This is a genomic window from Streptomyces sp. NPDC037203 (assembly GCF_055605065.1).
On the sequence record NZ_JBVJUC010000007.1, the window covers coordinates 244345 to 257834 of the forward strand.

The 13490-nt window shown below is 73.4% G+C and carries 10 protein-coding genes; 4 read left to right on the top strand and 6 right to left on the bottom strand.

Annotation, left to right across the window (positions count from 1 at the left end; all coding sequences use genetic code 11):
- Positions 1-83: 83 nt before the first annotated feature.
- Both ACZ7EC_RS21200 and ACZ7EC_RS21205 read left to right on the top strand, forming a co-directional pair.
- Entirely contained in the window at positions 84-1334 is a 1251-nt protein-coding gene (locus tag ACZ7EC_RS21200) for an MFS transporter (protein WP_471064630.1), read from the top strand.
- On the top strand, positions 1282-2613 hold the full coding sequence (locus tag ACZ7EC_RS21205; RefSeq protein WP_471064632.1) for a D-arabinono-1,4-lactone oxidase: 1332 nt from the start codon (positions 1282-1284) through the stop codon (positions 2611-2613). Before ACZ7EC_RS21200 ends, ACZ7EC_RS21205 begins: the two co-directional genes overlap by 53 nt.
- Here ACZ7EC_RS21205 and ACZ7EC_RS21210 read toward each other — a convergent pair.
- Positions 2537-3307 carry a hypothetical protein gene (locus tag ACZ7EC_RS21210; protein ID WP_471064634.1) on the bottom strand — a complete coding sequence of 257 codons (771 nt, stop codon included), beginning with the start codon at positions 3305-3307 and terminating at the stop codon, positions 2537-2539. The two genes, ACZ7EC_RS21205 and ACZ7EC_RS21210, sit on opposite strands and share 77 nt — an antisense overlap.
- Before the next feature lie 480 nt (positions 3308-3787).
- Between ACZ7EC_RS21210 and sepH the strand changes: the two genes are divergently transcribed.
- Positions 3788-4831, top strand: coding sequence for a septation protein SepH (gene sepH / locus ACZ7EC_RS21215; protein ID WP_471064636.1), 1044 nt, complete (start codon positions 3788-3790; stop codon positions 4829-4831).
- A 69-nt stretch (positions 4832-4900) separates the two neighbouring features.
- On the opposite strand, the gene ACZ7EC_RS21220 is transcribed toward sepH, so the two are convergent.
- On the bottom strand, positions 4901-5752 hold the full coding sequence (locus tag ACZ7EC_RS21220; protein ID WP_471064638.1) for a sulfurtransferase: 852 nt from the start codon (positions 5750-5752) through the stop codon (positions 4901-4903).
- Between the two features lie 346 nt (positions 5753-6098).
- Between ACZ7EC_RS21220 and ACZ7EC_RS21225 the strand changes: the two genes are divergently transcribed.
- Positions 6099-6890 carry a VOC family protein gene (locus tag ACZ7EC_RS21225; RefSeq protein ID WP_471064640.1) on the top strand — a complete coding sequence of 264 codons (792 nt, stop codon included), beginning with the start codon at positions 6099-6101 and terminating at the stop codon, positions 6888-6890.
- Between the two features lie 751 nt (positions 6891-7641).
- On the opposite strand, the gene ACZ7EC_RS21230 is transcribed toward ACZ7EC_RS21225, so the two are convergent.
- The 4 genes from ACZ7EC_RS21230 to ACZ7EC_RS21245 all read right to left on the bottom strand — a co-directional run bounded on the left by ACZ7EC_RS21230 (position 7642) and on the right by ACZ7EC_RS21245 (position 13368).
- On the bottom strand, positions 7642-8292 hold the full coding sequence (locus ACZ7EC_RS21230; protein WP_471064641.1) for a thymidine kinase: 651 nt from the start codon (positions 8290-8292) through the stop codon (positions 7642-7644).
- Positions 8293-8350: 58 nt separating this feature from the next.
- Positions 8351-9541, bottom strand: coding sequence for an alkaline phosphatase family protein (locus ACZ7EC_RS21235; RefSeq protein ID WP_471064642.1), 1191 nt, complete (start codon positions 9539-9541; stop codon positions 8351-8353).
- Positions 9541-10137, bottom strand: coding sequence for a DUF5998 family protein (locus ACZ7EC_RS21240; protein ID WP_471064644.1), 597 nt, complete (start codon positions 10135-10137; stop codon positions 9541-9543). The genes ACZ7EC_RS21235 and ACZ7EC_RS21240 overlap by 1 nt, the downstream gene beginning before the upstream one ends.
- A gap of 315 nt (positions 10138-10452) precedes the next feature.
- Positions 10453-13368, bottom strand: coding sequence for a bifunctional acetate--CoA ligase family protein/GNAT family N-acetyltransferase (locus ACZ7EC_RS21245; RefSeq protein ID WP_471064646.1), 2916 nt, complete (start codon positions 13366-13368; stop codon positions 10453-10455).
- Between the last annotated feature and the right edge of the window lie 122 nt (positions 13369-13490).

Sequence of the window (13490 nt, forward strand, 5' to 3'; positions counted from 1 at the left end):
CCGAAACCGAGTGTACTTAGGGTCACCTAACTCGTAAGCTGTATCCGCCGCATTCGCGCCTTACGGACCGCTTCGGAGACCACGTGCCCAGCCCCTACAGAGCCCTCTTCGACGTGCCCGGCACCAAGGCCTTCTCGGCCGCGGGGCTGCTCGGCCGGATGCCGCTGTCCATGATGGGCATCGGCGTGGTCACGATGATCTCCCAGCTCACCGGGCGCTACGGGCTCGCGGGCGCGCTGTCGGCCACCATCGCGCTGTCCGCGGCGGTGCTCGGACCCCAGGTCTCCCGGCTGGTGGACCGGCACGGGCAGAGCCGGGTGCTGCGCCCGGCCACCCTGGTGGCGCTCGCCGCGGCCGCCGGGCTGCTGCTGGCCGCGCACTTCCGGTGGCCGGACTGGGTGCTGTTCGCCTGCGCCGCCGGGATCGGCGCGGTGCCGAGCCTGGGCGCGATGATCCGGGCCCGCTGGGCCGCCCTGTACCGGGGCACGCCCAAGCTGCACACCGCCTACTCGTTCGAGTCGGTCATGGACGAGATCTGCTTCGTCTTCGGGCCGATCATCTCCATCGGCCTGTGCACGGTCTGGTTCCCGGAGGCCGGCCCCCTGCTGGCCGCCGTCTTCCTGGCCGCCGGCGTGTGCTGGCTGACCGCCCAGCGCGCCACCGAGCCGGAGCCGCACCCGAGCGAGCGGCACGGCGGGGGTACCGCGCTGCGCTCGCCGGGACTCCAGGTGCTGGTGGCGACCTTCGTGGCGACCGGTGCGATCTTCGGCTCGGTGGACGTGGTCACGGTGGCCTTCGCCGACGAACGCGGCCACAAGGGCGCCGCGAGCGTGGTGCTCGCCCTGTACGCGGCCGGTTCCTGCCTGGCCGGCGCGGTCTTCGGGCTGCTGCGGCTCTCCGGGTCGGCGGAGCGCCGCTGGCTGCTGGGCGTGGCCGCCATGGCCGTGAGTATGATCCCCCTCCTACTGGTCGGAAACCTGCCGCTTCTGGCCGTGGCGCTGTTCGTTGCGGGGCTGTCCATCGCACCGACGATGATCACGACGATGTCCCTCATCGAGAAGCACGTACCTCGCGCACAGCTCACCGAGGGCATGACCTGGGTGAGCACCGGCCTCGCGGTCGGCGTGGCGCTCGGTTCCTCGCTGGCCGGCTCGGTGATCGACGCCGCCGGGGCGCGCGCCGGGTACGGGGTCCCGGTGCTCTCCGGGGCCGTCGCGGTCGTGGTCGGTTTCCTCGGGTACCGCCGGCTGCGCAGGCCGGCCGCGGGTCGGGGAGGAACCGTTGAGCAGCACAGCGAGCGGGAAGACGAGCGGCGCGAACGGCACATGGCGTAACTGGGGCGGGAACATCGCGGCCCGGCCCGCCCGGCAGGTCGCGCCGGCCTCGGTCGGGGAACTGGCGGCGGCGGTGCGCCGGGCGCGGGAGGACGGGCTGGCGGTGAAGGCCGTCGGCACCGGGCACTCCTTCACGTCGATCGCGGCCACCGACGGCCTGTTGATACGCCCTCAACTGTTGACCGGTATACGCACCATCGACCGGGACGCCATGATGGTCACGGTCGAGGCGGGCACCCCGCTCAAGCGGCTCAACGCTGCGCTGGCACGCGAGGGTCTGTCGCTCACCAACATGGGCGACATCATGGAGCAGACGGTCTCCGGGGCGACCAGCACCGGCACCCATGGCACGGGCCGCGACTCCGCCTCCCTCGCCGCCCAGATCAAGGGCCTCGAACTCGTCACGGCGGACGGCTCGGTGCTCACCTGCTCCGCGACGGAGCACCCGGAGGTCTTCGCCGCCGCCCGGCTGGGGCTCGGCGCGCTCGGCATCGTCACCGCGCTCACCTTCGCCGTGGAGCCGCTGTTCCTGCTCACGGCGCGCGAGGAGCCCATGCCCCTCGACCGGGTCCTCGCCGAGTTCGATCAACTCTGGGCGGAGAACGAGCACTTCGAGTTCTACTGGTTCCCGCACACCGGGAACACCAACACCAAGCGCAACAACCGCAGCGCGGGCCCCGAGCGGCCCCTCGGGCAGTTGTCCGGCTGGTTCGAGGACGAGTTCCTCTCCAACGGCCTGTTCCAGGTGACCCAGTGGGTCGGCCGGGCGGCGCCGGCGAGCATCCCCGGCATCGCGAAGGTCTCCAGCAGGGCGCTGTCCGCGCGGACGTACACCGACATCCCGTACAAGGTCTTCACCTCGCCGCGCCGGGTGCGGTTCGTGGAGATGGAGTACGCCGTGCCGCGCGCGGCCCTGGTGGAGACGCTGCGCGAGCTGAAGGCCATGGTGGAGCGCTCGGGTCTGCGCGTCAGCTTCCCGGTGGAGGTGCGCACCGCTCCGGCCGACGACATCACCCTGTCCACCGCCTCGGGCCGGGACAGCGCCTACATCGCCGTCCACATGTACCGGGGCACGCCGTACCACTCGTACTTCACCGCCGCCGAGCGCATCTTCACCGCGCACGAGGGCCGGCCGCACTGGGGGAAGATGCATACGCGGGACGCGGAGTACCTCGCACGGGTGTATCCGCGGTTCGCCGAGTTCACGGCGTTGCGGGACCGTCTGGACCCGGAACGCCTGTTCCGGAACGACTACTTGCGGAGGGTGCTGGGGTCGTAGCCGCCCCGGCGGAGCCGCTGGGCGCGGGGGCCGCAGAGGCATGGTCCCCGCCGGCGCTCCCGTCCGGCGAGATGCTCGGGGCCGGCGACGAGGAGTCCGCCGTACCGCCGCCGGAGCCGGTGCCGGGGCCGGTCGACGGGTCCGCGCTGGAACCCGGAGCCGGGGTGCCGGCGTCGGACGCGGCGCCACCGCTCGGGGAGGTGTGCGGGGGCAGCCGGCCGGGGTCGTCCGTCCGGTGGGCGCCGGACCCCCGGCCGCCGACGGCATCGCCGACCGTCGTACCGGTGCCGCCGCTGAAGCTGCTGCCGGACACCAGTTCGTACGCCGTGATGCCGCCCATCGTCACCCCGAACACGAGAGCGGCCGCGACCAGCGGACGCCGCCAGCTCTTGACCCGCGCGCGGTAGACGGTGCCGGCGGAGAACTCGCCCTCGGCGGGCGTCTCCTGTGCCGGGGACGCGGCAGCCGGGTTCTTCACCACCCGCAACTGCTCCCCGGTCCGCCGGAAGAAGTGCTGGAAGACGGAGCCGCCGCAGGTGGCGATCGCGCTGACGACACCGGCGCCGAGGATCGTGCCGTACACGCCGAAGGAGGAGGCCAGCTTCGCCGCGATGACGGCCGCCAGGGCGCTGCCCGCCACCTGCGGCACGCTCAGGTCGATCCGCTTCCGCTCCGCATCGGGTGTTTCACGCATACCCGGAACTTGCCTGCCTTTCCCGTACTTGATCGACATCGGTGTACCGATTGCACGGGATAGGGACGTATGCGCGAAACCGATAGTTCCGTTTTCGGGGATTGCGTGAACTTCGCCACGCCCATGATCCACAAAACCGGTTGCGCACGGCCGGGAGCCACCCCTTGCCAGAAGTTGGGCGGCGCGCCAATCCACGCACGTGGCCCGAATGGAGTACTGTTGCGAGCCCTGGGTCCGGCCTCCCACCAGGGTGTCCGCGGCCACCAAGGACCGCCGGGAGGGGGCTAGTTGCACAGGGTGACAGACTTGGTCACTTAGCGTGGCGAATTGGTAACCGTGCCATAACGGCGACCCAGGGCCCGCGCCCGACACGCCGGGCAACTCGGCAAGGTTGTGGCAGGCTGCACCCGGGCAGGCCACACTCGACTAGCGGAAGCAGCGACGCACGTGACGTCGGCAGGCACCACCCGGGAGGTCCCCATGCCCGAACTGCGTGTCGTGGCCGTCTCGAATGACGGCACACGGCTGGTGCTGAAGGCTGCCGACTCTACGGAGTACACACTTCCGATCGACGAGCGGCTGCGCGCCGCCGTGCGCGGAGACCGGCCGCGTCTCGGTCAGATCGAGATCGAGGTCGAGAGCCATCTGCGCCCCCGTGACATCCAGGCGCGGATACGAGCCGGTGCCACCGCGGAAGAGGTCGCACAGCTCGCGGGCATCCCCGTCGACCGGGTGCGGCGCTTCGAGGGGCCGGTGCTGGCCGAGCGTGCCTTCATGGCCGAGCGGGCCCGCAAGACCCCCGTCCGCCGCCCCGGCGAGAACTCGGGGCCGCTGCTCGGCGAGGCCGTCCAGGAACGGCTGTTGCTGCGCGGCGCCGAGAAGGACACCGTGCAGTGGGACTCCTGGCGCCGCGACGACGGCACCTGGGAGGTGATGCTCGTCTACCGGGTCGCGGGCGAACCGCACTCGGCGAGCTGGACGTACGACCCGCCCCGGCGGCTGGTCCAGGCTGTGGACGACGAGGCGCGCTCGCTGATCGGCGAGTCCGACGACCTCGCCGTACCGGAGCCGAGCTTCCCGTTCGTCCCGCGCATCGCCCGGCTGCCGCGCGAGCGCTCGATGGACCGCGCCCTCGACCGGCAGACCGACCGGGAGCGGCCGAGCCTGCCCGTGCAGTCGGCCGAGCCCGCCGAGGAGACCGCCGGCGAACGAGACTCGCTGACCAGCCTGTTGGAGGCGGTGCCGTCCTTCCGCGGCGACATGGTGGTGCCGGAGCGCACCCCGGAGAGCCCGGACGAGCCCGACGAGGAGGCCGCGGTGGAGGAGCCGCCGGCGCCCGCCGCCTCGGCCGGCTCGGCCTACGCGGACGTCCTCATGCCCCGCTCGGTCGGCAGCCACCGCGACCGGCTGACCGGTGCCACAGACCGCCAGGCCGAGGCCGACGGGGTGCGCCCCGGCCGCCGCGCGGCCGTCCCGAGCTGGGACGAGATCGTGTTCGGCACCCGGCGCAAGAAGCAGGAGTAGACCGTCGTACGACGCTAAGAGGGGCGGGACATACAGGTGTTCCGCCCCTCCTCCGCGCCGCCCTGGCGGCTACTGCGGGTCGGCACCCACCGCAACCGGCCGGGACGGGTCCGCCGACCACTCCGACCACGAACCCACGTACAGGGCCGCCGGGATGCCCGCCACCGCGAGGGCCAGCACCTCATGGGCGCCGGACACGCCCGAGCCGCAGTAGACGCCCACCGGCGCGTCGGAGGAGACTCCGAGGGCCTTGAAGCGGTCCTTCAGCTCGACCGCGGGCAGGAAGCGGCCGTCGGGGCCCACGTTCTCCGTGGTCGGCGCCGAAACCGCGCCGGGGATGTGCCCGCCGACCCGGTCCACGGGCTCCACCTCGCCCCGGTACCGCTCCCCCGCGCGGGCGTCCAGCAGCACACCTGTACGGGCCAGTTCGGCTGCTCCGTCCGCGTCCAGCAGACCCTCCGCGGCCGGCACCGGCACGAAGTCGCCCTCGGCCGGATCGGGCACCTCGGTGGACAACTCCCCCGTCCAGGACGGCAACCCGCCGTCGAGGACCCGCACGTCCGGGTGACCCGTCCAGTGCAGCAACCACCACGCGCGGGCGGCGGCCCAGCCCTGGCCGCCGTCGTACACGACGACCGGACGGCTCGCCGACACGCCCGCGCGGCGCATCGCGGCGCCGAACTGCGCGAGGTCCGGCAGCGGATGGCGGCCGTGCTCGCCCGCAGCCCCGGCCAACTCCCGGTCCAGGTCGACGAAGACCGCGCCGGGGAGGTGCCCGGTCGCGTACTCGGCCCGGCCGTCGAAGGGCGCGGCGCCCGCCGCCTTCGCCAGGCTCAACTGCCAGCGCACGTCCAGCAGGACCGGCGGCGCCTCGCCGGCGAGCGCCTCGGAGAGTTCGGTTGCGGTGATGATGACTGTCATGCCGCCATGCATACGCCAGGGGTGGCCACGGCGTCCAGGTGCGGCTACTCTGCTCGGCCGGGCAGGCTCGATCACGACACGTAGGCGATCGAGCACATGCCGTACACCCGGCGAACATCCGTCGGACCCCCGTCGGACATCGTCAGAAGGCGGCGAAAGACGTCAGCCCAGGCATTCTTCCGGAAGACACCGCCAAACCGGCGGCGCGGCGACACGACAGGGCCGTGCGACCGTGGAGGATGCGGACACACCGGTACGGGCGTACGCGCCGGCGGCGTGCACACACCTGCCGGAGAAGCGGAAGCGACACGGCCACCGCACAACGGGGCCGGGGAGAGAGTGATCGATGACCGAGGCACGGGAGTCGGCCGGTCCGCAGGCGCTGCGCGCGCCCGGCACGCCCTGCTGGGTGAGTCTGATGGCGCACCGGCTCACCGCCACCGAGGATTTCTACGGAGAGCTGTTCGGCTGGGAGTTCCGGCCGGGGCCGCAGCAGCTCGGCCCGTACGTGCGGGCGTTGCTCGACGGGCGCGAGGTGGCCGGCATGGGCCAGCTGCCGCCCGAGAATCTGCTGCCGATCGCCTGGACGCCCTATCTCGCCTCGGACGACGTGGACCGCACGGCCGAGGCGGTACGGCTGTGCGGGGGCACCGTGGCGGTCGGCCCGCTGGACGCGGCCGAGGCCGGGCGGCTGGCCATCGCGGCGGACCCCTCGGGCGCGGTGTTCGGCATCTGGCAGGCACCCCCGCATCTCGCCCCGGCGGTCACCGGGGTGCCGGGTGCGCCCGCGTGGAACGAGCTGCTGACGTTTGAGACGGAGAGCGTCGCCAAGTTCTACGCGAGCGTGTTCGGTTACGAGGCGGAGCCGGTGCTGTCGGCCGGGTTCGACTACGTGACCCTGCGCGTCGGCGGGCGCCCGGTGGCCGGGCTGCACGGCGTGGGCCATGGGCTGCCGCGGGACCGGGGGCCGTACTGGGCGACCTACTTCGAGGTGACCGACATCGCGGAGACGCTGCGTCAGGTGACGGGCCTCGGCGGCCTGATCCTCCGCCCGGCCCACGACAGCCCGCACGGACGGGTGGCCATGGTGGCGGACCCGGAGGGCGCGGTGTTCTCGCTGCTCCAGGATCCACGCTGATCGCTGAGCTGGTGAGCCGCTGAGCCGGTGAGCGCGGGATGCCGGGTCCCGGCTCGCGCCGAGCGGTGCGGGAGGTCTGGCGAGCGGCCGGGGGCGGGGCGGTTGGCGGGAGCCCGGCGGTTGGCCGGGCTCGGGAAGTGGCCGGGCTCGGGAAGTGGCGAGGGCTCGGAGAGTGGCGGGGACGATCGGCGGCGCGCCGGAGGGCCGGCGAGCGGTCGGCGACAGGCAGTCAGGCCCCCGGCGAGCGGTCGGGAGACCCGGCGAGAGGCGGCCGCCCGGCCAGCGGTCGGGGGTCCGGCGAACAGTGGGAGCCCAGCCGACGGACGGGATGACCGGCGGGCGATCGGGGGCCCGCCAGCCAGTCCGCAACAGGCCCTCAGGCTCCCGGCGAGCGGTCGGGAGACCCGGCGAGAGGTGGGAGCCCGGCCAGCGGTCCGGAGACCCGACGAGAGGCGGGGCCCGGCCAGCGGTCGGCGGTCCGGCGAACAGTGGGAGCCCAGCCGACGGACGGGATGACCGGCGGGCGATCGGGGCCCGGCAGCCGGTCCGCGACAGGCCGTCAGGCTCGCGGCGAGCGGTCAGGAGACCCGGCCCGGCCAGCGGTCGGAAAGACCGGCGAGCGGGCGGGAGACCGACGAGAGGCGGAGGCCCGGCCGACGGTCGGGAGAGTCAGCGGGCGTGGTCGGTGGCAGGCCGTCAGTCGCCCCCGGCGAGAGGCGGGCCCAGGCCGGTGGTCAGAGGCCCGGTGGGTTCAGGAGGAGGAGACGGGGAGGACGTCCGGGGACAGGGCCGCCGCGCGGGCCGTCGCGGCGGTCATGCGGCGCCGGTGGTGACGGCGGCACAGCACCTCGTACCCGACCTCGTCCGCCGCCTGGTTGACGTCCCCGACGACGACCTGGGCACCCTCGACCACCATCCGGCCACCGACCGTACGGGCGTTGTGCGTGGCGCGGGCGCCGCACCAGCACAGAGCCTCCACCTGGAGCACCTCGATACGGTCGGCCAGCTCCACCAGTCGCTGCGAGCCGGGAAAGAGCTTGGAACGGAAGTCGGTGGTGATGCCGAAGGCGAAGACGTCCACGCCGAGGTCGTCCACCACGCGCGCGAGCTGGTCGATCTGCACCGGCGCGAGGAACTGCGCCTCGTCCGCGATCACATAATCGATCCGGCCGCCCTGCGAGAGGTGGTCCACGATGTACACGTAGAGGTCCTGGGCATCGGCGACCTCCACCGCGTCGGTGACCAGGCCGAGGCGCGAGGACAGCTTGCCCGCGCCCGCGCGGTCGTTGCGGGTGAATATCATCCCGGCCAGGCCCCGCGCGGAGCGGTTGTGCTCGATCTGCAGAGCCAGCGTCGACTTCCCGCAGTCCATCGTTCCGGAGAAGAACACCAGCTCGGGCATGAGGAGTTGAGCACCTTTCGGTGAGGGAGGGGCGGATGAGGCGGAGAGGGGCAGCGGGTCAGGAGCGTACTTCGAGCAGCGGGACCAGTTGCTCCACGGGAGTCATCGAACCGTGGTTGCCCACCAGCGCGGACTCCTTGGGCTCCCGCTCGGAGGCGATGATCAGGACGTCGTCGCACGCGGCCGCGATCACGTCGCCGAGCCGGGCGTACACCCGCTCGTCCACCTGCGGTCCGAACCAACCGGCCTCGATCGCCTCGTCGCGCGAGGCCACCCAGAACTGCTCGCCGAGCACCTCGCGCCAGCAGGTCAGCACGTCGTTCCCGGCGCCCGGCACCGCGTACACATGGCGGGCACGGCCCTCGCCGCCCAGCAGGGCGACCCCGGCGCTCAGTTCCCAGTCCGTGTCGAAGTCGAAGCGGTGCTCCTCGTCGAACGGAACGTCGATCATGCCGTGGTCGGCGGTCACGTAGAGCGCGCTGCGCGGGGGCAGCTGCTCGGCGAGGCGCTGGGCGAGCCGGTCGACGTACATCAGCTGGCCGCGCCAGGTGTCGGAGGCGACGCCGTAGCGATGGCCCGCGCCGTCGAGTTCGGCGTAGTACGTGTACACCAGCGAGCGGTCCCCCGCGGCCAGTTGCTCGGCCGCGAGGTCCATCCGCTCCTCGCCGGACAGCCTGCCGTGGAAGGTGCCGCCGCTGAGTGCGACCTTGGTGAGCGGCGTGTGCTGAAACGTCGGCGAGGAGACCTGGGCGGCGTGCACCCCGGCGTCGTGGGCCAGCTGGAAGACGGTGGGGTACGGCTGCCAGCGGCCCGGATCGGTGTACGGCTGCCAGCGGAGCTGGTTCATCAGCGCGCCGGTGGCCGGGTCGCGGACCGTGTAGCCGGGCAGGCCGTGCGCGCCGGGGGGCAGGCCGGTGCCGACGGAGGCGAGGGAGGTCGCGGTGGTCGCCGGGTAGCCGGCGGTGAGCGGCCGACCGGTGCCGCCGCGCGAGCTGCCGAGCAGCGAGGTGAGGAACGGCGCCTCGTCGGGGTGGGCGCGCAGCTGCTCCCAGCCGAGGCCGTCGACCAGGAAGACGCAGGCGCGGTCGACAGGGGCCAGCTCGGTGATCGCCGCGGTGGTGCCGGGGACGCCCATGCCCGCGGCGAGGGTGGGGAGCAGGTCGGCGAGGGAGCCGGTGCCGTACTCGGGCAGCGGTGCGCCGGACAGGGCGAGGGGTTCCGGGTGGTCCCAGGCGGAGAGCTGGGACATCAGCGGTCGAGATCCGCGGTCGCCTCGGAAAGGGCCTGCGCGAAGACGAGCGCCTCGCGCACCGTCTCGGGGCCGTCGCCGGCCTCGCTGACGCGCAGGCTGAGGTCGTCCGCCGTGGAGTTGCCCGTGTAGCCGTGGTCGGCGTCGCAGTTGGGGTCGCCGCAGGCGGCGGGCTCCAGGTCGATCCGGCTGACCGCGCCCCAGCCGATGGTCAGCACCACCTCGCGGGGCAGGGTGCCCGGTGTGTACTGCTCGGGGTTGGCGACCACCCGGCTGACCACGACGGAGGAGATCCGGCCGAGCTTCACGGACTCGGTGGAGGTGGTGGCGTACGGCGTCGGGGAGGTGCCGTCGGCGGCCTGCTCGTCGGTGTGGCTGACGATGAAGCGGTTGGCGGTGAGGACCAGGACGGTCACATGGCGGCGCACCTCGTTCTGGTCGAACGTGGTCTCCTGGTGGACCAGGTACGACCGGATGGGCTCGCCGCCCACGGCGGCCTCCACCGCCTCGGCCACGAGGGCCGGGTAGTAGCCGCTGCGCTCGATCGCCGCTCGCAGCCCCTGGGTCGTCGTACTGGTCTTGGCCATGGCGTCCATCCTAGTGCGTGGACGGGCACACTCCGGGCCAACGGGGCGTGCGGGGGGAGGGAGGCCGGAGTGTCTCCCGGTCAGGTGCCTTCCCGCTTCCGCGGTCGCGGCCCGTGCCGGATCTCCACCCGCTCGGCGGCGATCGGACAGGACACGGGTTCGATTCCACCGGCGCCCGGCTCGGCCGCAACGAGGACGGTCGGCACCTCACTGAGGACCTCACGTACCTCACCGAAGGTCCGGGGCGGGCGGTCTCGTCGGGGTTGGGGGCGCTCACCAGCGGCCCATGGGGAATCGGTGGCCGGCGATCTCCGCGGGGCGCGGTCAGTAGGCCGGCATGGTGCGCGGGCCCTGGTCGTCGCGGGCGGGCGGGGGTGCGAGCCGTACGGTCGCGCCGAGGACGCTCACGCCGTGCGGGGCCACGACGACCGGCTCCAGGGTGACGGCGACCACCTCGGGATGGTCGTCGACCAGGCGGGAGACCCGCAGCAGCAGCTCCTCCAGGGCGGGGGTGTCCACGGGGGTGGAGCCGCGCCAGCCGAACAGCAGGGGCGCCGTGCGGATGGCGCGCACCAGCGAGGTCGCCTCCCGGTCGGTGACCGGGATCAGCCGGTGCGCCGTGTCGTCCAGCAGCTGGGAGGCCGCGCCGGCGAGCCCGAAGGACAGCACGGCTCCGGCCGCCGGGTCGATCACGGCGCGTACGACGGTGTCGACGCCTCGGGGCGCCATCCCCTGCACCACCGGCCGGATCTCCTCCGGCTTGCCGAACAGCTCGGTCAACTCCGTGTACGCGCGCCGCAGTTGCTCCTCGTCCGCCAGGTCCAGGCGGACGCCGCCCAGGTCGGCGCGGTGCCGCAGGTGGGGGGCGGTCGCCTTCAGGGCCACGGGGTAACCGAGGGTGCGGGCGGCCTCGACGGCGTCGTCGGGGGTGGGCGCGGGGAGCGCGCGGCGCACCCGGACGCCGTACTTCGCGAGCAGCTCGCAGGTCTGCGCGTCCGAGATCGTGAGCCCCTCGCCGCGCTCCAGCAGCTCCCCGATCAGCCGCGCGGCCCCCTTCTCGTCGATGTCCTCGTACTCCGGCACCCGTCCGGGCTCGGCCGTCTCCCGCCGCCACTGCCCGTACCGGACCGCCTCGGCGAGCGCGCGTACGGCGCGTTCGGCGGCGGGGTAGGCGGGGATGAGGCGGGTGCCTTCAGGGGGCGTGGGGAGCGGGGTGGTGCCCGCTGATTCCGCCGTGGGCGGCTTCTCCTCAGCCCCGGTGCTCCGGGTACTCCCGGTGCTCCCGGTGCTCCCGGTGCTCCCGGTGCTCTCGGTGCCTCCGGTGCCCTCGGCGTCCTCGGTGCCGAGCGTCCGGTCAGCGGCCTGTGGTGCCGTACTCGCCGCCGCCGACAACGCCTCCGCCAGCCCGCCCAGCTCCACATGCACCACCAGCACCGGCTTCCCCGGCACCCCGGCGGCGGCCGACCGCAGCGCCTCCGCCAGCTCCGCGTCCCCCGGCGACGCCTCCCCGATCGCGGGTATCGCCGTCACCACGACGGAGTCGTTCGTGTCGTCGGCCAGCGCCGCGCTCAGTGCCCGGTGGAAGTCCTGCGGCGTCGCCCCGGTCGTCAGGTCGAGCGGACGCGACGGCCGCAGTCCCTCCGCGAGGCACCGGTCGTACGTCAGCACGCCCAGCGACTCGGAGTTCCCGATGATCGCCACCCTGGGCCCGGCGGGCAGCGGCTGCCGGGCGAGCAGCAGTCCGGCGTCGACCAGCTCCGTGATGGTGTCCACCCGGATGACCCCGGCCTGCCGCAGCAGCGCGGAGACGGTCGCGTGCGGCAGTCGCGTGGCGCGCACCGCGTGGCCCTGCGGTGCCGTGCCGGTCCCCTGCACGACGACCAGCGGCTTCGCCGCCGCCGTCCGCCGGGCGAGCCGGGTGAACTTGCGCGGGTTGCCGATGCTCTCCAGGTACATGAGGACGACGTCGGTGTCCTGGTCCTCGTACCAGTACTGGAGGACGTCGTTGCCGGACACGTCCGCCCGGTTGCCCGCGGAGACGAACGTGGAGACGCCCGTGACCCCGGTGACGCCGCCGCCGCGCCGGTGCAGCCGGGACAGCAGGGCGATGCCGATGGCGCCGGACTGGGCGAACATGCCGATGCGGCCGGGGCGCGGCATCTCGGGGGCGAGGGAGGCGTTCAGCCGTACGTCCGGGGCGGTGTTGACGACGCCGAACGCGTTGGGCCCGATGATCCGCATGCCGTACGCGCGCGCCTGCTGCACGAGCGCCCGCTGCCGCTCCCTGCCCTCGGGGCCGCTCTCGGCGTACCCGGCGCTGAGGACGACGAGCCCCTGGACGCCGTGTTCCCCGCACTCGGCGACCACCGCGGGCACGTGCTCGGCCGGTACGGCGACGACGGCGAGGTCCACCGGGGCGCCGATGTCCCGCACACAGCGGTAGGCGGCCACCCCGTCGACCTCGGCGAGGTCCTCGGGGAAGGCCTTGTTCACGGCGTACAGCCGGCCCGCGTACCCGGCGTCGCGGATGTTGGCCAGGACGCCGCGGCCGACCCCGCCGGACGCGCGGCCGACGCCGACGACCGCGACGGAGCCGGGCGCGAGCAGCCGCTGCACCGAGCGCGCCTCGGCACGCTGCTCGCGCGCGTACTGCACGGCGAGGGCGCGGTCGGTGGGTTCGAGGTCCAGCTCCAGGCGTACGACGCCGTCCTCGAAGCTGCGCTTCTGGGTGTACCCGGCGTCCGTGAACACCTTGATCATCTTGGTGTTGGCGGGCAGCACCTCGGCGGCGAAGCGGCGGATGCCCCGTTCGCGGGCGACGGCCGCGATGTGTTCGAGGAGGGCGGAGGCGACCCCCCGGCCCTGGTGGGCGTCCTGCACCAGGAAGGCGACCTCGGCCTCGTCGGCGGGACCGGACGCGGGCGCGCCGCCGGCCCCGATGCGGTCGTAGCGCACCGTCGCGATGAACTCGCCGCCCACGGTGGCCGCGAGGCCCACCCGGTCCACGAAGTCGTGGTGCGTGAAGCGGTGGACGTCCTTGGCGGACAGCCGGGGGTAAGGGGCGAAGAAGCGGTAGTACTTGGACTCGTCGGAGACCTGCTCGTAGAAGTGGACCAGGCGGTCGGCGTCGTCGACGGTGATGGGACGGATGCGGGCGGTGCCTCCGTCCCGCAGCACCACGTCCGCCTCCCAGTGCGCCGGGTACTCGTACCGGCCCTGCGGTTCCGCCGAGGTTCGCATGGGGCCCAGCGTACGGCTCGCGTCCGACAACGGCGCGGGGCAGTCTGTGGAGCACCGCGGAGGGGATGCGCAGCCCCTCTTCTGGCACGCTTCAGGATATGGAACACTGGTCTAGACAACCC